At 69.9% G+C, this 21221-nt stretch carries 19 protein-coding genes and 1 pseudogene; 6 read left to right on the top strand and 14 right to left on the bottom strand.

Going from position 1 to position 21221, the window contains the following annotated elements:
* From QHF85_RS15040 to QHF85_RS15000, 9 genes are all read right to left on the bottom strand, one after another.
* Entirely contained in the window at window positions 1–444 is a 444-nt protein-coding gene (locus tag QHF85_RS15040) for a biopolymer transporter ExbD (RefSeq protein WP_281327860.1), read from the bottom strand.
* Entirely contained in the window at window positions 401–1102 is a 702-nt protein-coding gene (locus QHF85_RS15035) for a MotA/TolQ/ExbB proton channel family protein (protein WP_281327859.1), read from the bottom strand. The genes QHF85_RS15040 and QHF85_RS15035 overlap by 44 nt, the downstream gene beginning before the upstream one ends.
* A 36-nt stretch (window positions 1103–1138) precedes the next feature.
* Window positions 1139–1903: an energy transducer TonB gene (locus QHF85_RS15030; protein WP_281327858.1), complete on the bottom strand. Its 765-nt coding sequence runs from the start codon at window positions 1901–1903 to the stop codon at window positions 1139–1141.
* A gap of 93 nt (window positions 1904–1996) precedes the next feature.
* Window positions 1997–2704 carry a response regulator gene (locus QHF85_RS15025; RefSeq protein ID WP_281327857.1) on the bottom strand — a complete coding sequence of 236 codons (708 nt, stop codon included), beginning with the start codon at window positions 2702–2704 and terminating at the stop codon, window positions 1997–1999.
* Between the two features lie 162 nt (window positions 2705–2866).
* A complete protein-coding gene (locus QHF85_RS15020; RefSeq protein WP_281327856.1) occupies window positions 2867–4120 on the bottom strand; it encodes a PrsW family glutamic-type intramembrane protease in 1254 nt (417 codons plus the stop codon).
* Window positions 4121–4190: 70 nt separating this feature from the next.
* Complete coding sequence (locus QHF85_RS15015; RefSeq protein WP_281327855.1) at window positions 4191–4592, bottom strand: hypothetical protein; 402 nt, start codon at window positions 4590–4592, stop codon at window positions 4191–4193.
* Window positions 4593–4688: 96 nt separating this feature from the next.
* Window positions 4689–5414: an outer membrane lipoprotein carrier protein LolA gene (locus tag QHF85_RS15010; protein WP_281327854.1), complete on the bottom strand. Its 726-nt coding sequence runs from the start codon at window positions 5412–5414 to the stop codon at window positions 4689–4691.
* Between the two features lie 78 nt (window positions 5415–5492).
* Window positions 5493–6023 carry a crossover junction endodeoxyribonuclease RuvC gene (gene ruvC / locus QHF85_RS15005; protein WP_281327853.1) on the bottom strand — a complete coding sequence of 177 codons (531 nt, stop codon included), beginning with the start codon at window positions 6021–6023 and terminating at the stop codon, window positions 5493–5495.
* A gap of 10 nt (window positions 6024–6033) precedes the next feature.
* Complete coding sequence (locus QHF85_RS15000) at window positions 6034–7461, bottom strand: FAD-linked oxidase C-terminal domain-containing protein (protein ID WP_281327852.1); 1428 nt, start codon at window positions 7459–7461, stop codon at window positions 6034–6036.
* A 78-nt stretch (window positions 7462–7539) separates the two neighbouring features.
* Here QHF85_RS15000 and QHF85_RS14995 point away from each other — a divergent pair, with 78 nt between their 5' ends.
* The 3 genes from QHF85_RS14995 (at window position 7540) to QHF85_RS14985 (ending at window position 12340) form a co-directional block, all read left to right on the top strand.
* Window positions 7540–8226, top strand: a complete 687-nt coding sequence (locus tag QHF85_RS14995; RefSeq protein WP_281327851.1) for a hypothetical protein — start codon at window positions 7540–7542, stop codon at window positions 8224–8226.
* Window positions 8227–8410: 184 nt separating this feature from the next.
* Window positions 8411–10756, top strand: coding sequence for a GAF domain-containing protein (locus tag QHF85_RS14990; protein WP_281327850.1), 2346 nt, complete (start codon window positions 8411–8413; stop codon window positions 10754–10756).
* Between the two features lie 9 nt (window positions 10757–10765).
* Entirely contained in the window at window positions 10766–12340 is a 1575-nt protein-coding gene (locus tag QHF85_RS14985; protein WP_281327849.1) for a serine/threonine-protein kinase, read from the top strand.
* Window positions 12341–12365: 25 nt separating this feature from the next.
* On the opposite strand, the gene QHF85_RS14980 is transcribed toward QHF85_RS14985, so the two are convergent.
* From QHF85_RS14980 to QHF85_RS14965, 4 genes are all read right to left on the bottom strand, one after another.
* A complete protein-coding gene (locus QHF85_RS14980) occupies window positions 12366–14468 on the bottom strand; it encodes a hypothetical protein (protein WP_281327848.1) in 2103 nt (700 codons plus the stop codon).
* Between the two features lie 16 nt (window positions 14469–14484).
* Window positions 14485–14661: a hypothetical protein gene (locus tag QHF85_RS14975; RefSeq protein ID WP_281327847.1), complete on the bottom strand. Its 177-nt coding sequence runs from the start codon at window positions 14659–14661 to the stop codon at window positions 14485–14487.
* A 240-nt stretch (window positions 14662–14901) separates the two neighbouring features.
* Window positions 14902–15864 (bottom strand): hypothetical protein, encoded by a 963-nt coding sequence (locus tag QHF85_RS14970; RefSeq protein ID WP_281327846.1) that lies wholly within the window; start codon window positions 15862–15864, stop codon window positions 14902–14904.
* Window positions 15865–16245: 381 nt separating this feature from the next.
* Entirely contained in the window at window positions 16246–16938 is a 693-nt protein-coding gene (locus QHF85_RS14965) for a phosphoribosyltransferase family protein (protein ID WP_281327845.1), read from the bottom strand.
* Window positions 16939–17047: 109 nt separating this feature from the next.
* Between QHF85_RS14965 and pdxH the strand changes: the two genes are divergently transcribed.
* The gene (gene pdxH / locus QHF85_RS14960) at window positions 17048–17635 is read left to right on the top strand and encodes a pyridoxamine 5'-phosphate oxidase (RefSeq protein WP_281327844.1); all 588 of its coding nucleotides are present in this window, start codon (window positions 17048–17050) and stop codon (window positions 17633–17635) included.
* Between the two features lie 4 nt (window positions 17636–17639).
* Here the strand turns inward: pdxH and QHF85_RS14955 are convergent, their stop codons facing one another.
* Complete coding sequence (locus QHF85_RS14955; protein WP_281327843.1) at window positions 17640–19472, bottom strand: S41 family peptidase; 1833 nt, start codon at window positions 19470–19472, stop codon at window positions 17640–17642.
* A gap of 147 nt (window positions 19473–19619) precedes the next feature.
* On the opposite strand from QHF85_RS14955, the gene QHF85_RS14950 reads away from it, so the two are divergent.
* Together QHF85_RS14950 and QHF85_RS14945 are read left to right on the top strand one after the other, a co-directional pair.
* Window positions 19620–20975, top strand: coding sequence for an enolase C-terminal domain-like protein (locus QHF85_RS14950; RefSeq protein ID WP_281327842.1), 1356 nt, complete (start codon window positions 19620–19622; stop codon window positions 20973–20975).
* Between the two features lie 26 nt (window positions 20976–21001).
* Window positions 21002–21221: pseudogene (locus QHF85_RS14945) on the top strand (hypothetical protein); the annotation flags it as partial.

The raw sequence follows: 21221 nt of genomic DNA, 5'->3' as shown, positions 1-21221 counted from the left end.
CTAGCTCTCCTCCCCCGCGCCCTTGCCTTTTTGGCTCACGCTGAGCGCAATGCCCGTGTAGCCGGCGCGCTGGCACGCGGCGAACGCATCACGCATCTTCGCGTATTGCACCGTGGCGTCCCCCTTGAGGACGACGCGCCGCTCCGGCTCCGCGTCGTGCATCGACTTCAATCGCGCCTCGAGCGCCGGCACGTCCGCGAGGACCTCTTTTTCGATGAAGAGACTGCCGCGCGCCGTGAGCGTCACCGTGATCGGGTCGAGCTTCGATTTGTTCTCGTCCGGCTGAATCACGCTCGGCAATTCCACGCGCTCGCCATGCTCGAGATCCGGCGCGATGACCATGAAGATGATGAGCAGCACCAGGACCACGTCGACGAGCGGCGTGATGTTGATGTCCGGCTCAGGCAGCTTCTTCGATGATGCGCTCTTCGCTCGCGCGCCCATGCTGGTTCTCCATGTCGTCGAGCAATTCGCCCGCGCTCCGCTCGAGCGCCGCCTCGACCGCCGTGATCTTGCCCGTCAGGTAATTGAAGAAGAGCACCGCCGGAATGGCCACCGAGAGGCCGAGCGCCGTCTCGATGAGCGCCTCCGCGATACCCGCGCTCACGGCGCCGAGCCCGCCCGAGCCCGTCGTCGCAATGCTCTGGAACGCCGTGATGATGCCGACGACGGTGCCGAGGAGCCCCACGAATGGCGCGACCGAGCCGACCGAGGCGAGCACCGAGAGCCCGCGCCGGAGGTCGGCCGAGAGCGCCTCGCGCTTGCGCTCGACCTCGCGCCGCGCGAGCTCGACCGGCGTCAGATTGCCCGCGTCCTCGCTCTCGGCGCGGAGGAATCGCCGCATCGCCGAGGCGACGAGCCGCGCGAGCGCGGAGAGGCGATATCGGTCCGCGACGCGGAGGAGCGCCTCCGTGTCCCACGTATCGAGCAGCGGCTGCGCCTCCTTCACGAACACCCTGGTCTCGGCGTTCATGCGCGCGAGCGCGATCATCCGCTCGACCACGACCGCGATGCTCGCGATCCCCATGAGCACGAGCCCGAAAGCGATGAGCTTCGAGACGAGGCCCATGCTCGCCCAGATATGCGCGAGATCGAATTGCATGGTTTTGCTCCTTGTCGAACGGGAATGCCCGACGAACTAGGTCTTGATCTTGAAATTGAACCTTGCGTTCTGGTACGTGGCCACGGGGCGGCCATCGACCACGGCTGGCTTGAATCGCCACGTCTTCACGGTCGCGACGACGTGCGCGGCGAGCCGCGCGTCCCCTCGCACGACCGTCACGTTCGAGACGTCTCCCGACTCTGTCACGACGAACCGCACGATGACCGTGCCCTCGATCCCCTGGCTCTTCAGGTCCTCGGGATAAGGAGGCTGCGGCTTCGATATCGGCGACGGCGGCGTGCCGTCCTCGCCGAGGACGATGGGCCCCGCCGCTTTGGGCGGAGGCGGCGGCGGTGGAGGCGGCGGCGGTGGAGGCGGCGGCGCTGCCGCGGCCGTCGCGGTCCCCGTTCCGCCGGGCGTCCCGCCAAAGCCTTCGCCCGAGCCCTCCCCATACTCGTCATTGCCGGCCTTCGCCTTGCTCGGATCCGCCTCCTTGGGCATTTCCGTCGGCACTTCCACGGGCACGGCGATCGGCTTGTGTTTCGGGCCGGGCGGCTCGGGCGCCCTGGGCGCGGCGTCCACGGGCGGCGGCGGAGGCGGCGGTTTCGGCGGCTCCACGGTGGGCGTGAGCTCGACGGCGACGACCTCCTCCTCTTCTTCCACGGCGGGCGCGCTCGATTTCATGGTCGCGCCGACGACGCCGACGGCCGTGCAAATGGCGACCGCCGTCGCGTATCCGATCAGAAGCCGCTTGCCGCGCCCGGGATCCGTCTCCCCGACGCTCCACGCCTCGAAGCCCATTGCCGTCTTTCCTCGGCCCCCACATTGACGATCGTTCGTGACAACCTCGTGAACGTCGCGAAACGATCACGTGCGCGCCGCATGACGCATTTTTCAATCGGGGTGCGAGCCGGGCAGCTCGGGCGATCCACCGAATCGATACCCGATCCCCCGGACCGTCTGCACGTAGTCGCCGGCGGGCCCGAGCTTGTCACGGAGCCGCTTCACGTGCGTATCGACGGTGCGGGTCGTGATATCGACGTCCATGCCCCACACACCTTCGAGCAGCGCGCCGCGCGTCTGCACGCGCTCGCGATTCTCGTACAGCGCGAGCAGGAGCTTGAACTCGAGCAAGGTGAGCTCGATCTCGACGCCGTCGACCCACACGCGGTGCGCCTCGTCGTCGATGCGCAGCCGGCCGAATTGCAGGACGCGACGCTCGGTCGTCCGCGCCTTCACCCGCCGCAGGATCGCCTGCACGCGCAGCATGAGCTCGCGGACGCTGAAAGGCTTCACCACGTAATCGACGGCGCCTAGCTCGAAGCCGACGACCCGGTCGACCTCGTCCCCGCGCGCCGAGACGATGACGACGGGGGTCTCGCGGGTCTCCTCGCTCTGCTGCAGGCTCCGGCACACTTCGGTGCCCTGGATGTCGGGCAGCATCATGTCGAGCAGGATGACGTCTGGGCGCCGCTCGCGCGCGAGCCGGATCCCCTCCTCGCCGCGCGCCGCGAGCAGCACCTCGTGCCCCGCCTGCCGGAAATTGTAATCGAGCACCTTGAGGAGCGCAGGCTCGTCCTCGACGACCAGGATGCGTGCCATCGCCCCCGTGTCTATCGTCTCCCTGTTACGGCCTGATGAAGCCCGTGTTGCAGGTTGGCTGGGAAATGCGCGACACGTGACGAATCCGTGAATGGGACGTGTCGAAACGGCGAGGACGGCCCCCGCGTGACGAATTCGTGAATGGGAGGTGTCGAGAGCTTTTCAGCGGGGAGCTTTGGCGCGGAGCGCGGCGCGCAAGGTCGCGACCTCGCGGCGGAGCGGGCCGATGAAATCGGCGCTGATCGTGCGCTTCTGCCCCTTCATCGCGCGCGCGGTGTGCCACTTGCTGAGCGCGAGCCGCGACGCGGCGCGGATGAACGCGCGCCCCTCGGCGCCGCGCCACGAGAACGTGCACTGGATGCGCCCGACGGGCGAGCAGACGAGCTCGAGCTCCTCCTTCGTCAGGTTGCCGAGCAACACCTCGTCGCGGAGGAAATTGCGGATCGTGCGGCCCTTGCGGATGACGAGGGCGATGATGATGCAGAAAAACATCGCCACGAAGAGCAGCCAGAAGAGCAGCATGATGACGAACGCGTCGGGGATGACCGTGGGCACGAAGTTCCAGAGCGCGTGCAGGAAGACGCCCAGGAAAAACCCGCCGATCGGCGCGAGCCAGCGCACCCACGTCTTGCTCGACTCGCGCGCGATGCCGAACCCGATGCCGGTCATCGACGTGTAGAGCGGGTGCCCCCACGGCGCGAGGACGCCGCGAATGAAGAACGTCGCGCCGAGCTGATCGGCCATGTCCGCGCGGGCGTAATAACTGACGTTCTCGACCGCGGCGAACCCGAGCGCGCAGAACGTCGCGTAGATGATGCCGTCGACGACGCCGTCGAACTCGCGCCGGAGGAAGTAGAAAAAGCCCAGGATCGCGAGCCCTTTGAAGAGCTCTTCGGAGAGCGGCGCGCTCACCACGGTCGTCAAGAAGCCCGGGATGGCCGAGCCCTTCGGGAAGATGCCCGCGGCGACGAGGTGCACGCCCGTGTTGATCATCCCGGCGAAGCCCGTGGCGACGACCGCGCCCCAGAGGAACGCCATCGCGAGGCACCACCACGGCTCGGGATCGTACCGATCGAGCACCATGGGCACGAAGAGGTAGAAGCCGAGCGGCACGAACGCGAGGAGCGCGCCCGTCAGGACCGCCGAGAACATGCGCCCCGGCGCCTTCGACAGGAAGATCTCCGCCGTCTGGAAGAGGAGGTTCAGCACGACGCCCGCCACCATGCCGAGGATCCAGAGCGAGAGCCCCACCGCGCGGCGGCGCTTGTCCGGATCGGGCTCCGCGGGCAGCGGAGGCTGCGGCGCGCCGTAGCCTTGGGGCGTATAGGGCGCCGGGCCGGGATATCGTGGTTGCTGCTGCTGCGGGTAGGGAGCGTGGCCGTAGGGCCCGCGCGGCGGTCCGTAGGGGTTGTTCATGGCGGAACGCCCGACGCAAGAGCGCCGGGCGTTCGTTCATCCTACCGTCTGTGCCGTCGCGAGCGCGAGGTCAGTCGGCGATCTTCTGCTGGATCACGACGTGCGGAGAGGGCGACGTCGGCGCGTTCTGTTGCTCGGCGCTCACGATGAGCTCGAAGCTCGTGAGCGGCACCGTCGCCGTGGGCAGAGAGCCCGTCCGCTTGTCGGCGTTGTACGCGAGCGACCCGATGCGCTGCCACTGGCTGCTCGAGTCCTTGCGGGCCCACACGACGTACGCCGTGGCGCCCGGCATGAGCCGATCGGGAGGCGCGAGGTGCTCCGCCTCGATGCTCACGGTGGTCAGAACCGTGCTGCTGTTGACCTCGGCCACGATCTTCGCGTCGGCGTCGGGCGCGCGCGGCGTGCCCTTGGCCATGTACTCGAGCGGGCCACCACACGCCGCGAAGAGCAGCGCAAAGGCGACCGAAAGCATCCCGCGACCCATCCAGCTATGCGCGTTCATCGCACCTCCAACAACTCTGGATGTACCAGAAATTCCGTCCGGTTGCATGGTTTCCGGCGACATGCGTCAAGGCTTGAGGACGCGCGTGCCGGGCGGCGGCGTGAAGTCGAACTCGCCCTTGGCGACGGGCTGGTTCACGACGGGGGCGCTGAAGTCGAAGCGGTTCTTGTTGCCCTGCGCGTCGAGGATGAGGACGCGGCGAACCTGGTTCGTCTGCGCGTCGACGTAGAGGAGCACCTTCTGGTAGGCGGGCGTCGCGTCTTTCGGCGTGCCCTCGAGCACGTATCCGCCCTCGAACTTCATCTGCGCGGCGTCGAGCAGCTTCAGGTTGAAATCCTTCACGAGCTGCCCGGTGCCCATGAGGAACGCGAGCGCCGCCGGGTATTGCGAGTTTTTGACCGGCGTCTCGAACATCTGCTCGTTTTCTTTCTCGTAGACGCGGATCACCTTGCCGTCGGACACGACGCGGTTGCCGTTCGGCGCGTCGTACACCCAGCTCATCTTGCCGGGCTTCTCGAAGGTGACCGTGCCCTTCGACTCCTTCTTCACGTTCTGGACCTTGATCGTATAGGTCTGCGCGAACGTGGCCTTGAAGGTCTTCGTGGAGTCGTAGAACGCCTGGACGCGGCGGCCGATCTCTTCGGCCGTGGGGCCCTTCGCAGGGGCCGCCGCAGGGGCGGCGGGCGCGGCGGCCTGGGTGTAGCCGTCGGTCGAGCAGAGCAGCAGAGCAGGGACCACGGCGCAGGCCGCGAGGAGGGAGGGGATCGAGAGAAACCTTACCTTACGCATCATTTTCTTCCTGTTCCGCGTAGTTGGCCGGACCGAGGGTGCCGCGGGGTTGGACGCAGGCCGCCCCGAGGCGATGCAAGATCACGGGACGTTCGCGCGTCGTCGACCCGGGCGGGCGGGCGCAGAAGCGGCGAGGGCCGTCTGGAAACCCACGACGTTGCAGTGCGTGAGCGCGATGGCGAGCGCGTCGGCGGCATCCGACCGGGGCGGCGTGCCGAGCCGGAGGATGGCCGTCACCACCATGGCCACCTGGCGCTTGTCCGCCGCGCCCTTGCCCGCGACGGTGCGCTTCACGAGCGCAGGCGGGTACTCGGACGTCTGGAGCGAAGCGCGGGCGAGCCGGAGCAGGACGACGCCGCGCGCATGGCCGAGTTTGGCCGCGCTCTGCGCGTCCTTGGAGAAGAAGATGCTCTCGACCGCGGCGTGCGAGGGCGCGTACTGCGTGATGACCTCGCCGAGGCGGTCGTCGATGTCGACGAGGCGGTCGGCGAAGGTGCCGTCGAGGTCGACGTCGATGACGCCGTGGGCGACGTGCTCGACCCGCGTGCCGACGCGCTCGAGCACGCCCCACCCGAGGTGACGGCTGCCAGGATCGATGCCGAGGACACGCACGCGGGGCGTTCTAGCAGACCCCGTGGCCGCGGCGGGGGAAGATCTTGTGGGGGTTCAAGAGGTTCTTCGGATCGAAGACGGCCTTCAAGCGCCGCTGCAGGTCGATGAGCTCCGGGCTCTGTTCGAGCGGCAAGTACTCGGCCTTGGAGGTGCCGACGCCATGCTCGCCCGTGAGCGTGCCGCGCATGCCGACGACGGCGCGGAAGAGGCGATCGAGGCCGCGCTCGACGCGCAGACCGGCGTCGGGATCGTCCCAGAGGAAGTTCACGTGCAGGTTGCCGTCGCCCGCGTGGCCGTAGGAGAGCATGCGGATCGAGGTCTCTTCGCTGATGCGATCGATCTCGCGGAGCAGGTCGGGCAAGCGCGTGCGAGGGACGACGACGTCCTCCGAGATCTTGTAGCGGGCCATCGCGCGTGTGGCCGGAGAGAGCGCGCGGCGCGCTTCCCAGAGGCGCTCGCGTTGCGCGGCGTCCTGCGCGACGAGGACGTCGAGCGCGCCCTCGGCCACGCACGCCTCGCCGATGCGCTCCATCGCGGCCTCGCACGAGGCAGGATCGCCGTCGACCTCGATGAGCAGGAGCGCGCCGGCGCGCGCATCGACGGGGACGCCGCGGGCACGGACGGCCGAGAGCGCGCCCGCGTCGAGCAGCTCGAGGCAACGCGGGACGAGGCCCGCCGCGATGATCGCGGAGACGGCGCGGCCGGAGGCGAGCGCGGTGTCGAAGAGGCCGAGGAGCGTGGCGACGCTCGGGGGCTTCGGGATGAGCTGGAGCGTTGCCTCGGTGAAGACCGCGAGCGTGCCCTCGCTGCCGACGAGCAAGCTCGTGACGTCGTAGCCCGTGACGCCCTTGACGGTGCGGCGTCCGGTGCGGAGGCGGGTTCCATCGACGAGGAGCGCTTCGAGGCCGAGCACGTACTCGCGCGTGACGCCGTACTTGAAGGCGCGCGGGCCGCCCGCGTTCTCGGCGAGGTTGCCGCCGAGGGCGCACATCTTGAGCGAGTTCGGATCGGGCGGGTAGAAGAGGCCCTCGGCCTCGACCGCGGCGTGAAAGTCGCCGAGGATGACGCCCGGCTCGACGACGGCGACGAGCTCGTCGCGATCGATCTCCTTGATGCCGTTCATGCCGAGCGTGGTGACGACGATGCCTCCGCCGACGGGCACCGCGCCGCCGGATTTGCCGCTGCCCGCGCCACGCGGGACGATCGGGACCTCGGCTTCATTTGCAGCCGAAAGCGCGCGGAGGATGTCGTCCGGCGTCTCGGCGATGACGACCGCGTCGGGGATCACGGGCTCCTGATCGGACTCGTCTCCCGCGTACGCTTCGCATCCGTCGGGCGAGGTGATGACCTTCGAAGGCCCGAGGGCACGATCGAGCAAGCGCCTCGCCTTGTCGACGGCTGCGGCGGAGGGGCGGGGGAAAGGCGCGCGACGAAGCACGAACGATTTCTAGTACGGATCCCGCGGAGCGGCGATGGTCCCCTTTGCACGCCCTCTGCGGCCTGGTATCGAGGGTCCGTGCACCGCGTCGTGGTTGTCTTCCTGGGCGCGCTGGGCCTCGCCGGCGTGGGGTGTGGGGGCGAAGGGCCGGCGAGCTCGACGAGCACCACGGACGAGCCGTATGCCTGCTCCGCGGACGCCGCGGCGACCCGGACGGCGTCCTGCGTGGTCGCCTTCGAGCCCGGCGACGACGCGGGTTTCGGTGCGGATCGGTTCCCCGAGGTCATCTACGGCGAGCCGCTCGGCAACGGCACGACATCGGGCGGGCTTGACGTGCTCTCGCTCGGCCGGGGCGGATCGATCGTGCTCGGCTTCGGCGGCAACACGATCATCGATGGCGAAGGCCCGGACTTCGTGGTGTTCGAGAACGCGTTCTTCGCGTCGGGCGATCCGAACAATGTGTACGCAGAGCTCGCCGAGGTCTCCGTCAGCGCCGACGGCGAGACCTGGCACGTGTTCCCTTGCGCGGAGGACGCGAAGCCGCCCGCGGGCTGCGCGGGGTATTCGCCGGTCTTCGCGAACGGCGATCTGGGCATCTCTTCCCTCGATCCCAGCGTGTCCGGCGGCGACACGTTCGACCTCGCGGAGCTCGGGGTGAGCGAGGCTCGGTTCGTCCGCATCCGCGATCTCCAGGGCATCGGCGCGGCGCCGAACGCGGGCTTCGATCTCGACGCGATCGCCGTCCTGCACGCCAAGGTGCCTTGACGACGAGCAAACGGGCCGAGCGGGTTGTTGGAGATCAAAGCATCCCGGCTCGCTCGAGCTCGGCGTGCGGGGGAAAACGGGGGTTGCGACGTGGAGGCGGCCAGCCTAGGAAGAGGCTCGGTCGCCGAGGCGCGCCGCGTCTTCGCAAGGCCCGCTGCTTCATCGATGCGATTCCTCCCTCTGCATGCTGATTGCCGACGTCGAGCCACGCGAGCTGCCCATCGCAGCCCTGCGCGCCCTCTCCGAGGAGGCGCCCGACAGCGCGATCCGCTCGATCCTGCGTGAGGTCGCGCGTCTCTCGGGCTTCGCGCTGGCCCTCGCCTGGCGCCTCGATCGAGAGGCCTTCGTGCTGCGCTGCGCCGGGGCGTGGCAGGATCCGGAAGAGCCCATCGCGCCCGCGTTCGAGGCGGCGTCGTCGCAGCGGACGTTCGGTTATGGCGAGGGTTTGCCTGGGCTCACCTGGGCGCGCGGCGCGACCACGTTCGTGCCCGAGATCGCCGCCGAGCCGCTGTTCTTGCGCCGGGAGGCCGCAGAGCCCGCCGCGCTGCGGACGGCGGTGGCGTTCCCGATCCACCTCGGCGGCGAGCTCATCGGCGTCCTCGAGCTCTTCGATCGGGAGCCGCGCCTCCCGGACGCGCCGGAGCTCGGGATCCTGTCCGCCGTCGAAGCGCCGCTCGCGCTCGGCATCGGCCGCGTCGCCGGCGTCGAGGAACGAGGGCGCGTGGACGCGTCGCTCGGTCTCTTGCTCGACGCGGGGCAAGCGCTCGGGAGCGCGACGGATCTCGGGCCACGGCTCGCCGCGGTGGCTGCGCGCGCCGCCCAGTGGATCCGAGGGTTTTGCCTCGTTCACCTGCTCGAAGCGGGCGCCGCGCGGCTCGCCGCCGTGGATCACGAGGATCCCGTGAAGGCCGCGCTCCTCCGGCAGCCGTGCATGCAGAGGGGCCCGGCGCTCGACTCGACGAAGAGCCCGCTCGCGCGCGTGATGCGCAGCGGCGTGGCGCAGGTCATGCCCGAGACCTCGGACGCAATGCTCGCCGCGACGATGAGCGACGACGAGGCGCTCGCGGTCATGCGCGCGGTCACGATCACCGCGGGGCTGGTCGTGCCGATCATCTGGCAGGGGCGCGCGCTCGGGGCGATCACGCTCGCGGCGAGCTGCAAGGAGCGGCGCGTCGTGGGCACGGACCTGAAGGTGGCCGAGGAGCTCGCGCGGAGGATCGCGCTCGCGGTCGTGGCGGATCGAGCGGCCCGGGAGGAGCAAGAGGCGGCGCTCGTCGCACGCGCGGCCGTGGACCGCACGAAGCGGCTGCACTCGATCACGCGGCGGCTCTCGTTCGCGCTCACCGCCGCGCAGGTGGCCGAGGTGGTCGTGGAGCAAGCGCGCAGCGAGATGGGCGCGCACGCCGGCTCGGTGTTCCTGCTCGACGAGAAGCGCGGGGCGCTCGTGGTCGCGCGGGCCGCGGGGTATGCGGGGAGCGTCGTCGACCCCTTTCAGTTGATCCCGCTCGAGATGCGCGTACCCCTCACGGACGCCGTGCGGGCTCGCCAGCCGATCTTCCTCTCGACGGTCGAGGAGTACCTCGCGCGCTACCCGCACCTCGGGGAGGTGGCGCGTGACGAGAAGAGCCTCGCTTTCGCGGCGCTCCCGCTCATCGCGCACGATCGCGTGCTCGGGGCGATGGGGCTCTCGCTCGCGGGGACGCGCCGGCTCGACGAGGTGGAGCAACGCTTCCTGGAGTCGGTGGCGGAGCACTGCGCGCAGGCCCTCGAGCGCGCGCGCCTCTACGATGTCGAGCGGCGCGCACGGGAAGAAAACGATCAGCTTTACCGCGCGTCCCAGGCGGCCGTGCGGGCGCGGGAGGACCTCCTCGCGATCGTGTCCCACGATCTCCGCAACCCGCTCTTCGCGATCAAGCTGGGCGCCACGCAGATCGGGCGGCACGCGGGGCAAGACGCGCAGATCATGAACAAGACCGCGCTCATCCTGCGCTCGGCGGACCGCATGGATCGCATGATCCGCGACCTGCTCGACGCCTCGCGCATCGAGACGGGCGGGCTCGCGCTCTCGGTCGGGCGCGAGGACGTGTGCGCGGTCGTGCGCGAGGCGCTCGAGCACTTCAGGCCGCTCGCGACGCCGAAGGGCATCCAGATCGAGGAGGCGCTGCCCCAGGGGGCGCTCCTCGCGCGGATCGATCGCGAGCGCGTGCTCCAGGTGCTGTGGAACCTCGTGGGAAACGCGATCAAGTTCACGCCCGAGGGAGGCCTCGTGACCTTGTGCCTCGCGCGGGACGGCTCGTTCGCGCGCATCGACGTCGCCGACAGCGGGCCCGGGATCCGAAGTGATCACCTGCCGCACGTCTTCGATCGGTACTTCCACGCCGAGACGAACAAGGCTTCCGGCACCGGGCTCGGCCTCTTCATCGCCGACGGCCTCGTGCGCGCGCACGGCGGCACCATCCACGTCGAGAGCGAGCCTGGTGTGGGCGCGCGCTTCTGGTTCACGTTGCCGCTCGAAGACGCGACGCCGTAAGCTCCCGGCATGCGACCTCGGGTGGATGAGCTCGCACCCACGTTCCCCGGCGCGGACGCGCCCTCCTCCGCGGCCCAGCCCGAGCCAGCGGACGCCGAGATCCTCGTGGCGAGCGCGTTCCGGGACCTCGTGATCGGCCGGTTCTCGGTGCTCCGCAAGCTCGGCGAGGGCGGCATGGGCGAGGTCTTCGTCGCGTACGACGAGCAGCTCGATCGCCGCGTCGCGATCAAGCTCGTGCACGCCACGGTGGCCGAAAGCGAGCAGGCGCAGCGCCGGTTCATGCGGGAAGCGCAGGCCCTCGCGCGCCTGTCGCACCCCAACGTCGTGGCGCTCTACGAGGTCGGCGTCTTCGGCGGACGCGTGTACCTGGCGATGGAGTACGTCGACGGCGTCACGCTCCGCGACTGGCAAGACGCGCCGGGACGAACCCAGGACGAGATCGTCGCGTGTTACGCGCAGGCCGCGCGCGGGCTCCGCGCCGCGCACGAGGCGGGGATCGTGCACCGGGATTTCAAGCCGCAGAACGCGATCGTCGGCAAGGACGGGCGCGTCCGCATCCTCGATTTCGGCATCGCCTTCGCCGGCGCGGGCGAGGCCTCCGCAACGCGTGATCCCGCCGTGAAACCCGCGCCGATCCCCCAGGGCGACGCAAAGCTCACGGAGACCGGCGCGCTCGTGGGGACCCCGGCGTACATGTCACCCGAGCAGATCCTGCGGGATCCCGTGGATGCCCGCTCCGATCAGTGGAGCTTCTGCGTCGCGCTGTACGAGGCGCTCTACCGCGTCCACCCCTTCGGCACCGAATGGACCAAGCTCTTCGGGAACGTGCTCGAAGGCCGCGTCGCGCCGCCGCCCGAGCGCGACATCCACTCGCCCCGCCTGCACGCGGCGCTCCTCCGTGGCCTCTCGACGAACCCCGCGGATCGGTTCGCCGACATGAACGGCCTCATCGAGGTGCTCGAACAGGATCCGACCACCGACCCTGCGGCGCAGGGCCGATCCCGGCTCGTCTTCGCGCTCGCCACCACCACGATGGTCGTCATCTGGAGCGGACGGAGGTTCTTCCACGCCGGCCCCACGCCCGCGCCGCCGCCTCCGAAGCTCGTCATGATGGCGCTCTGCGTGCTCGGGGTGTTCGGGGTCGGCGTCGCGGTGTTTCGAAAAACGCTGCTCAGGAACCAGTTTCACCGCACGATGGTCGGCACCCTCGGCGTCCTGCTCGCGGGGGTGCTCGCGAGCCGCAGCATGGGGCTCTTGCACGGCGAGCCGACGGACCTGCTCATGCGGCGCGAGGTGTACATGCTCGCGGTGGGCACGCCCCTCTTCGCGTTCCTCTCCGGCGTCCGATCGCCCTTCCTCTGGCTCCCGACGCTCCCCGTGCTCGGCGGGCTCCTCCTCCTGTTCCTCGATGCGCGGCCTGGTGCCGGGTTCAACGCGATCTCCATCGCCATGAACGGCTCGATGATCGCCTTCGTCGTGCTCTGGACCGACGTGTCGCGCCGGGTTCGTCGCGGCGCGCAGATGGAAGGGAGCACGGTGGACACCGCGGCCGCAGGCAAGAGCCCGACGAGCCTGAAGGTTTGACCTCCAAGGGACGCCCCTTCGCCCGTCAGAGCAGCTCCAAAAACGACCACAGCGCCTCGCGCTCTCGCGCTTCGAGCCCCGCGGCGCCCTCCGGCGCACCGTCGTGGAAGAACACGCCTTCCGAGGACCAGCGCGCCCGCGCCAGGAGATCGCCGAGGTCCTTCGCCGCGCCGCTCGTCAGGTACGGGCGCTTCTTGCCGAGCCTTCGCAGCGACGGCACGCGCGCGCCCCGCTCGTGCACGTAGGGGACGACGCCCGTCTTCCGGTATTCGTTCGAGGCCCAAACGATCGGCCCCGCAGGCGTGAAAATCAGGCTCTCCCAGCGCTCGAAGGGCAGCCGACTGCCCTTCTCGTCGGCCGAGAGCCGCGCCTCGTGGCAACCTTCGCAGCGCGCCTCGAAGAGCTTCGCGCCCTCGCGTTCGAACTCCGAAAACGAGGTTTGCCCCGCGCTCCTCGGGTTCTGCCGGTGCGAAAAGCCCATCAGGAACGTCATGAGCGCGCGGCGGAGCGTGAGCGGATCGGCCGGCTCTGTGTCCGATCGGCCGAGCGCGGCGAGCACGGGGTGCGTTCGGGCGTCGAGCGAGAACCACGGCGAATGCCCGCTCCCTGCGCCCGCCACGCGGAACTCGGCATGCGCGACCGCGGACAGGTCCGGATCGAGCGCGCGCGAGAAATGCGGCCGGTTGTTGAAGAGGCCGAGGAGCGGCTTCGTCACGACACGCACCTCGCCGCGGCCCGTGTGGTGCACGCGCCCGTCGACGTAGCCCTCGAAGTGGCACGTCTCGCACGTGAAGCGGCTGTGCGCGTCCTCGGTGCCGTTCTCCGGGGCCATCAAATTCGTGAAGAAGAGCGCCTCGCCGAGCCGCGCCTCCGCGCTCGGCGGCCGAGGGCCGTCCCCATCCACGACCGGCACGATCCTCTCGCGTGGTTCGTCCGGACGCACGATCACGAACGCGTCGAGCAGAGGGTTCGCCCCGACGAACCCGCCGCCGGGCAGCATCACGAGGTCGCGCGTGCCCGGCAAAAGCGGGCTCGTCTTCGGCGGGATCGCCTGCGTTTTCCCGCTCGCCTCGAACACGAGCCGCGCCGCCGTCTCGCCGCCGTACCCCGTGACGAGCGCCACGAGCGTGCCGTCCTTCTCCTTCGCGAGGTGCAGCGCCTTCGGCGTCACCACGCCGAGATCGCCCACGTTCACCGCGGAGAGCAGCCGCGCCGCGCCGCGCTCCACGCGGTACAAGAAGACGAACGAGTCGATGTACCCGAAAAACCCGCCGCGCCGATCGAGCGGGTGATCCTCGACGCCGCCCGCGAGCACGAACATCCCTTCGCCGTCGGGCACCGCGGAAAAACCCCAGATCGGCCCGTCATGCGCGATCCGCGCCTCGCCCTCCGCGAGCGCGCGCCCCGCCTCGTCCACCGGCCGGATCACGAGCGCATGTGCGTGGAGCGCATCGACCACGACGAACGAGCCCACACGCTCCACGTGGATCGGCCCGCCTCCGATCGCCGCGTATTCCCGGAGCGCCGCGATCTCCCCCTCCGGCCCTTCTTCCCCCTTGGGCCAGAGCATCACGAGGCGCCCCTCGTGCTCCTCGACCGCGTACACGACGCCCTCGGGCCCCGCCGCGACGTCACGCAGCGCCCGCATCCCCCCGAGCCCGAAACGGCCGCTCGGCGCGAGGTACGGTGCGGCCTCCTGGATCGCGAAGCGCGTGATGCCGTCGCCCCGCTCGCCCACGACGAGCACGGCGCGGCCGTCGGGCGTCACGGCGAGCCCGCTCGGCGATCCAGGCGCGGGCATGCGCGCGAGCTCACGCATCGACGCGTCGAGCACCACGATCGCATCCCGCCCGCGGAGCAGCGCGACGAACCGTTCACCGCCCGGCAGTGCGGCGATCGCGTAGGGATCGGCGCCGAACGAGGCATCGCTCGGCGGAAGGGACGCGAAATCGGTCGCGGCCCTTCGCGAAGCCTCGAACGCACGTAGCTCCGGCAGCGGATCCGGCTCGGCGACGCTCGTCGTCTCCGCGGGCGGATCCTCCCGCTTGCACCCCGTGCTCAGCGCGAGACCGAGGACCAGCAGCCCGAGATGCGCAACGCGGCGAGATCCGCCTCTCTCGCGATTCATCGCCGCGCTTCGATTCCTACCAGCCGCCCTCTCCCGTCGCGGCCGGCTTGGCCGCCGGCGCGGCGCTCGCCGCGGGCTTGGCGCTCTCCGCGGGCTTCGCCGCGGAGGGATCCGCCGAGGGTTTGGCCTTGTCCTCGCAACCAGCGAGGGCAAGCGCTGCAAAGGCGACGAGCACGAGCGACATGGCTTTCATGGTCTTCCGGCCTCCTCGGACGCGAGCCAAGCACGGCGAGCGCGCGGCGCGAAGGGCGAAAACGCAGCCGCGCGCGCCGGCCTCGCGCGGGGCCCCTTCGGATACCATCGCGGGATGCTGCGAAGATTCCGATCGGCCCTCTCCTTCCTCATTTTCCGCGCGCGATTCGAGAACGTCGGTCGCCGACCGGTTGTTCGAGATTCGCCAGGGCGATCCGAAGGTCTACGACGGAATGCCCGCTCAGTGATCGTGCCCGTGCCCGTGTGAATCCTCGCCCGCGTGCCCGTGCTCGTCTTCGTCCTCGGCGCCGAGATCCCAGGCGCGTGAGATCGAGAGCTGCGCCATTCCTGGATAATTGAACGCGGCGGCGTCCGTCAGCCGCAAGACCCGCGCCCGCACGCTGCCTTCGAGCGTCCACGCGGGCGTGATCCTCCACGTGGCCCCGAGGCCGACGAGCACATCCGTGCGCGCATTGAATCCTTCCAGCGCATACGCGCCGTTCCAGATCTCCGCGCTCTCGTGGGCGAGATCCACCGTCGCATACGGCGTGACGGTCCCTTCGAGGAGCGGCACACCCACGCGCGTGCCGCCGAAGATGCGGGTCGGCGCGCGGAAGCCCTGGTCATTCTCGTACACGCTGAAGAGCCCCAGCGCCGAGGCCGAGATCTCCACGCGCGAAAACGCATACGTGAGCCCGACGCCCACGATCGGCACGAACGTCCCCGTCCCGAGCTGCGTATGCTCGTGCCATTCGCCTGCCGCGCCGAGCCGGTACGGATCCGGCTCCGTTCGCCCGAGCGGAAACGACAGGCCGAGCCGCGCCGCCGACGAGAGCTTGCCGACGCTGCCCGAGAACCGCGCGAGGAGCCACGGATCCCCGGGCCCTGCGATCGTCCGATCGTGGTGGTGAATGTCGTCGGGGACGAGCTTCGGCGTGCCGTCGATCTCCGAATACGTGGGCGTCGTATTCACGACGCGCAGCAGCAAACGCGCCTCGGCCGCGAGCCACGGCGTGATCTGGTACGACACGTCCGCCGTCACGTCCGTCATCCACAGCGCGACGTGGTGGTGGTACGGCACGGGCGGCGGCGTCTCGGCGCACGCGGGCCCGAGGTCAGGGCACTCCGCGAGATGCCCCGCCGAACCGGCGAGCCCGGACGCACCCAGCCGCAGCTCGAGCCTCCCGGGCTCGAACGCTCGCACTTCGGACCCGCCGACCGGCAGGTTCGGGTTGCTTCAGGCGCCTCAGGCTTCGGCGAAGCTCACGACGGGCCACGCCACGGCGAGCGTGACCACGGCGAGCGCAACGAACCTCATCGACGGACCTCCACGGGAGCCCCGCACCCTACCCTAGCCGCGTCGTTCAGGGAAGCGCCGCGTCACAGGCATTTCGTGCGGCATGCATGCAGGTCCGCCGGACAGCGTTCGGGTGTGGCGGAGCACCCGGATTGCGGACCCTCCCGACAAGGAAAACGGACGCGGCAATGATACGACGGTAGGGGCCATGACGGCCCCAACGTTCCGAATCGTCATTTTTCTGAACATTTCCTTTCCGCACCCGCACCAACGCGGCGAGGCCTGCCCTCACGCGCCGCTCGGCCGGCGCGCCATGCCGCGCGTCGACGTTCGCCTTTCCGTCGAGGGCTTCCTGCCGTGGCTCTCGAGCAGGCTCATGACCTCGTCGTCCTCGATGGCCCGGAAATCCTCGTAATACTGGCCCACGGCATAAAGATTCGGATCCTCGATCAGGCAAACCACGAGATCCGCCTCGCCGCGCAGCATGTCGGCCCGCTCCGGCGAGGCCACCGGCGCCGCCAGCACGACCGTCGTCGCCCCCGCCGCCCGCGCGGCCCGCAGCGCCGCCATCGCCGTCGCGCCCGTCGCGATGCCGTCGTCCACCACGATGACCGGCCGCCCGGCGAGCGAGGGCCGGTGCCCGCCGAAGAGCGCCTCCCGCCGCCGCGCTTCCTCCGATTGATGCATTCGCTCGGCTTCGAGGTACTCCGGGTCCACGCCGAGCACCCGCAGCGCGCGCGGCTCGACCCAGACCGAGCCATCGGAGGCGACCGCGCCAATCGCGAGCTCGGGCTGGTGCGGCGCGCGCAGCTTGCGCGCCACGATCACGCCGAGCTCGCCGCCGAGCGCCTCGGCCACGCACGCCGCGACGACCACGCCGCCGCGCGGAATGCCGAGCACCACCGCTCCTTCGAGCCCGCCGATGCCCCGCAGGTGCTGCCCGAGCTGCTCTCCTGCCTCGTCCCGGTCCTTCCACATCATGACGCCCCTCCCCGCCCCCGAACACATCGTCCCCGGGGCCGCTTCTGTCAGGGGGCGGGTGACGTTTCGCCCTTTTCCAACAGTCACCCGGCCCCTATGCTGCGCCGCGATGAGCCATCCCGCATCGGACCCCATTGCCGCGTTCCGCGAGGCGTTCGCCCGCGCGCAGGACCACGAGGACCACGACCCCACGGCCATGACCCTCGCCACCGTCGACGAGGACGGCCGGCCCTCGGCGCGAATGGTCCTCTTGAAGAGCGCGGACGAGCGCGGTTTTTCTTTCTACACGAACCTGGAGAGCCGCAAGGGCCGGGCGCTCGCGAAAAATCCCTACGCCGCGCTCTGCATTCACTGGCCGAAGGCCGCCGAGCAGATCCGCGTCGAGGGCCGCGTCGAGCCCGTCTCCGTCGAGGAGGCGGACGCCTACTTCGCCTCGCGCGCGCGGAGCAGCCAGATCGGCGCCTGGGCCTCGGATCAGAGCCGCCCGCTCGCGTCGCGCGAAGAGCTCGAGGCGCGCGTCGCCGAGCTGACCGCTCGCTTCGAAGGCGGCCCCGTCCCGAGGCCGCCGCACTGGAGCGGATATCGCGTGGTCCCCGACCGGATCGAATTCTGGTTTGGCAAGGACAGCCGCCTGCACGACCGCTTCGCCTACGTCCGCGAAGGCGACGGGTGGCGCTGCGAGCGGCTCCACCCCTGAGCGTTCATTTCACCTTCCCCGATACGACCCCGATTCCCATCTCCAGCACCTCGTCGCGCCCCTCGCGGATGCCCTTCACGGTCCTCCTCGCGGGCACGTGCGCGCGCACGCCCACGCCGTGGAAACGTGAGCCGTCGTGGCGCAAGACCCGCGCGCCGGTCCAGCGGATCACGAGCCCGCCGGGCACGGCGAACGCGTTGACATTGCCATTCGTGCCCGCCGTCGACGAACCGACGATCTTCCCGAGGTTGTCATGGTCGACCATGCTGAGCCACGTCTCGGCCCGGCCTGCCGCCCTCTCGTCCGTCAAGAACGCGATCCGTCCGCCGAGCCGCGGCGCCTTCGGCTCGACGAACCACCGGATCTCCTTGTACGTGAGCCCCTCGCGGTTTGGCCGGACGACCTGCGGGATCTGCCACGGCGGCCCCGCGATTCGCTTCGAGGTGAGGTGCCCGAGCGTGTCGGGCTCGAGCTTGGGATCGCCGCGCAGATCGAAGATCACGGCACTCGCCTTCGCCAGCGTGGGCAACGCGGCCTCGAATTGCGCCGCCGTCACGCGCTCGAGATCGACGTACGAGATCCCGGCCCCGACCTCCGCAATGGATGCCGGCCTCTTTTCCTGCGGCCATCGATCCATCATGCCGAGCGAGAGTTTCAACTGCACCGTCACAGGCTCGCCACCCTCGTGCTTCAGCGTCACGGAGGCGGTCGCGTCCTTCGGCCCCATGCGCAAGGGCCGCGTCGCGACGAGCCTCCTCCATGCCGGCGTCGCGGCCGGCGTCCGCGGCTCGAACACCGCCATCCACGCGTCGACCGGCTTGTTGCCGATCGCGACGACGATATCGCCCGGACGAACCTCGGCCCCCGCGCTCGGATGCACGCTCGTCACGACGAGCTTCTCTTCGACCCAGGCGAAATCGAGCGGCAAAAACCCGCGCGTCGCCGCTTCGGGAATGGGCGGCCCCTCGGACTGCTTCAGCATACGCGTCACGCTCGCCTGTCCGTCGTGGAGCTGCACCAGCATGCGCTCCATGGCCACCACCATGGCCTGCTCGTCGAGGGCCGTGGCCGCCTCGGACAAACTCTTCCGCAACACGGCGGGCCAATTCGTCTCGACGACGTCGAAGTACGGATGAAAATGCTGCATGACGCCCCAGGCCATGACGATATCAGCGAGGCGGGTCTCCCGGTCCTTCAACGAATACGCGAGCGTCGGGGAAACACCTTCCGGCGGAGGCGCAGCGGGCGCGGCGTCGCCGTGCGGCAACGTCCCGCGCTCGTCGGCGAGGAGCGTGAGCGGCAGCTTGCACGAGACACCGCTGAGCTCGACCTCGTAAACCTCGCCCGGGAGCCGATCCGGGTCGTTCACGCGCTCGCTCCGAAAGACCGGATCCCCCTCCCCCATCCGCAGATCGACCCCTTCGTGCCGCCAGGCGACGATCTTCGGCTTCGACCCGTCCTTCGGCGGCGTGATCGCCTCGGGCACATCTTGCCGGAGGCCCGACGGGGACACGCGGAGCGTCGGCGCCACGGGGCCGAAGACGTCTCCGAGGATCTGCGCGAGCTCCTCCGCCGACGCGGCCCCTTCGACGCGCCTCGCGCCGTCCACGGCGATCGCGCTCCAATCGGCCCGCGCGGCCTCGTCGCTCGGGTGGAAGAATCGCACGGCATTGTAGAGCTGCGCGAATGCGACGACGTTCTCGAGCGCGCGGCCTTCGAGCGGGCGTGAGGGATCGACCCGCGGCGCCGCCCCGGGCAGAGCGACCGGCAGAAGCGGCGCGGGCATGGGCTCCGGCGGCGGGACGTTCCCGCAGGCGAGGAGCACCCAAGGGAGCACGATGCGAGGGGCGAAGGATACGCGCAAAAAGACCTTCCGGGGGGCGAGATCGAGCGCGCGGATCTTGCCCAAACGCGCGCGCGCCGCCAAGAAGAAGTGTCAGAAACCAGGGGCAGCCGCCGTTGTCCGGAAGGGCAGGAGCCCACCATGAAGATCGAGCGGATCGAGCTCTATTACGTCAAGATCCCGCTCTCCGGGGATCGGCCGGGGTTCTTCGACGATCGCGTCGTCTTCGAACCGAACTGGATCCCCGGCTACCACCAGATCGACCTGCGCCTGTACCTGCTGCGCCTCGTGACCGACGCGGGGATCGACGGCGTCGCGGCAATCCCCGCGATGGGCCGCGAGCGCGAGTCGCTCGGCGCCTTGCTCGGCGCCTACCTGCTCGGATTGAACCCGCTCGACATGCGCCTCGTGAACCAGCGCATCGAGGAGTTCTCGATCCTCGGCATGCGCAATGGATGGATCGACGCGGCGTTCTGGGATCTCGTCGGCAAGATTCGCCGCGAGCCGTTATGGAAGGTCCTCGGCGGCGAGGGCGGGTTCGCCGTGCCGTATGCGTCGCTCGGCTCGAACCACGACCACGACCCGCGCGCCGTGGCCGAGCTCGTCACGGAGCGCCGGAACGAGGGGTTCGCCGGCGTGAAGATCCGCGTGAAGAGCGACGACCTCGCGCGAATGGTCGACGTCGTCGCGGCTGCGCGAGACGCGGCGGGCGATTCGATGGAGCTCATGGTCGACGCGAATCTCGGCTGGCCCGTGGAGCTCGTCGAGAAGAGCCCGCGCTGGGACGAGGAATTCGCCGAGAGGTTCGCCGAGGCCATCGCGCCGTATCGGCCGTCGTGGCTCGAAGAGCCGCTCCACCGAGCCGATCACGAGGCGCTCGCGCGTCTCCGCGCACGATCGAAGGTCCCGATCGCGGGCGGCGAGGTCACGCCTTCATGGCGCGAATTCCGGTCGATGCTCGACGCCGAGAGCCTCGACGTCTATCAGCCCGACGCGGTGCTCGCGGGCGGCACGTACGCGGGCGGCGTGAGCGTCGTCCGCTGGCTCGTGCGCGAAATTCGCCGGCGCAACGCCGCGCGGGGGCCGGAGACCCGGCCGCTCCGGTACACGCCGCACACGTTCACGAACGGCCTCGGCTTCGCGGTGAACCTCCATCTCTTCGGCCTGCTCCCGCAGAAGGAGCGTGGCCTCTTCGAGCTGCCGCACGATCGCTACTGGCAGATGCCGCAATGGGCGCGGTTCATTCGCAACGGCATTTTGCGCGACGCCGAGGGTCGCCTCCGGATCCCGGACGAGCCGGGGCTCGGCGTCGAAATCGACTGGGAGGTGATCGCGCGCTTCGGCAAGCGGATCGACGTGATCACGAAGGCGAGCCTCGCGGCCTGGACCGTGCTGGATCACGGCTGGCGCGAGGCGGTGTATCTGCGCAACAAGAAACGCGAGGTCGAGGACCGGAGCGCGCTCGCCGAGTTCGAGCTTCCCGAGCCGCCATTCTGAGGTAGCATCGCGCGCGGAGGTCTTTCATGAGACGTTTGCTCTTGGCTTCGATTCCCGCGCTCTCCCTCGCCGTGCTCGCCGCCTGCGGCGGCGACGAGAGCTCGAATCCATCGGGAAACCCCGGCGGCACGGGCGGCGCGGGCGCCACCGGCGGCATGGGCGGCACGGGCGCCACCGGCGGCATGGGCGGCGCGGGCGCCACCGGCGGCATGGGCGGCGCAGGCGCCACCGGCGGCATGGGTGGCG

It is taken from the genome of Polyangium sp. 6x1, assembly GCF_029946515.1.
Taxonomy (GTDB): domain Bacteria; phylum Myxococcota_A; class Polyangia; order Polyangiales; family Polyangiaceae; genus Polyangium.
Note: the sequence above shows the minus strand (reverse complement) of the source record. Positions and strands in the feature narration are given on the sequence as shown.

Bases quoted from the DNA above. Each gene is read 5' to 3' on its own strand.
- QHF85_RS15040 (WP_281327860.1), bottom strand. From the start codon at position 444: ATGGGCGCGCGAGCGAAGAGCGCATCATCGAAGAAGCTGCCTGAGCCG.
- QHF85_RS15035 (WP_281327859.1), bottom strand. From the start codon at position 1,102: ATGCAATTCGATCTCGCGCATATCTGGGCGAGCATGGGCCTCGTCTCG.
- QHF85_RS15030 (WP_281327858.1), bottom strand. From the start codon at position 1,903: ATGGGCTTCGAGGCGTGGAGCGTCGGGGAGACGGATCCCGGGCGCGGC.
- QHF85_RS15025 (WP_281327857.1), bottom strand. From the start codon at position 2,704: ATGGCACGCATCCTGGTCGTCGAGGACGAGCCTGCGCTCCTCAAGGTG.
- QHF85_RS14950 (WP_281327842.1), top strand. From the start codon at position 19,620: ATGAAGATCGAGCGGATCGAGCTCTATTACGTCAAGATCCCGCTCTCC.
- QHF85_RS15010 (WP_281327854.1), bottom strand. From the start codon at position 5,414: ATGATGCGTAAGGTAAGGTTTCTCTCGATCCCCTCCCTCCTCGCGGCC.
- pdxH (WP_281327844.1), top strand. From the start codon at position 17,048: ATGAGCCATCCCGCATCGGACCCCATTGCCGCGTTCCGCGAGGCGTTC.
- QHF85_RS14990 (WP_281327850.1), top strand. From the start codon at position 8,411: ATGCTGATTGCCGACGTCGAGCCACGCGAGCTGCCCATCGCAGCCCTG.
- QHF85_RS14980 (WP_281327848.1), bottom strand. From the start codon at position 14,468: ATGAATCGCGAGAGAGGCGGATCTCGCCGCGTTGCGCATCTCGGGCTG.
- QHF85_RS14975 (WP_281327847.1), bottom strand. From the start codon at position 14,661: ATGAAAGCCATGTCGCTCGTGCTCGTCGCCTTTGCAGCGCTTGCCCTC.
- QHF85_RS15015 (WP_281327855.1), bottom strand. From the start codon at position 4,592: ATGCTTTCGGTCGCCTTTGCGCTGCTCTTCGCGGCGTGTGGTGGCCCG.
- QHF85_RS14965 (WP_281327845.1), bottom strand. From the start codon at position 16,938: ATGATGTGGAAGGACCGGGACGAGGCAGGAGAGCAGCTCGGGCAGCAC.
- QHF85_RS15020 (WP_281327856.1), bottom strand. From the start codon at position 4,120: ATGAACAACCCCTACGGACCGCCGCGCGGGCCCTACGGCCACGCTCCC.
- QHF85_RS14985 (WP_281327849.1), top strand. From the start codon at position 10,766: ATGCGACCTCGGGTGGATGAGCTCGCACCCACGTTCCCCGGCGCGGAC.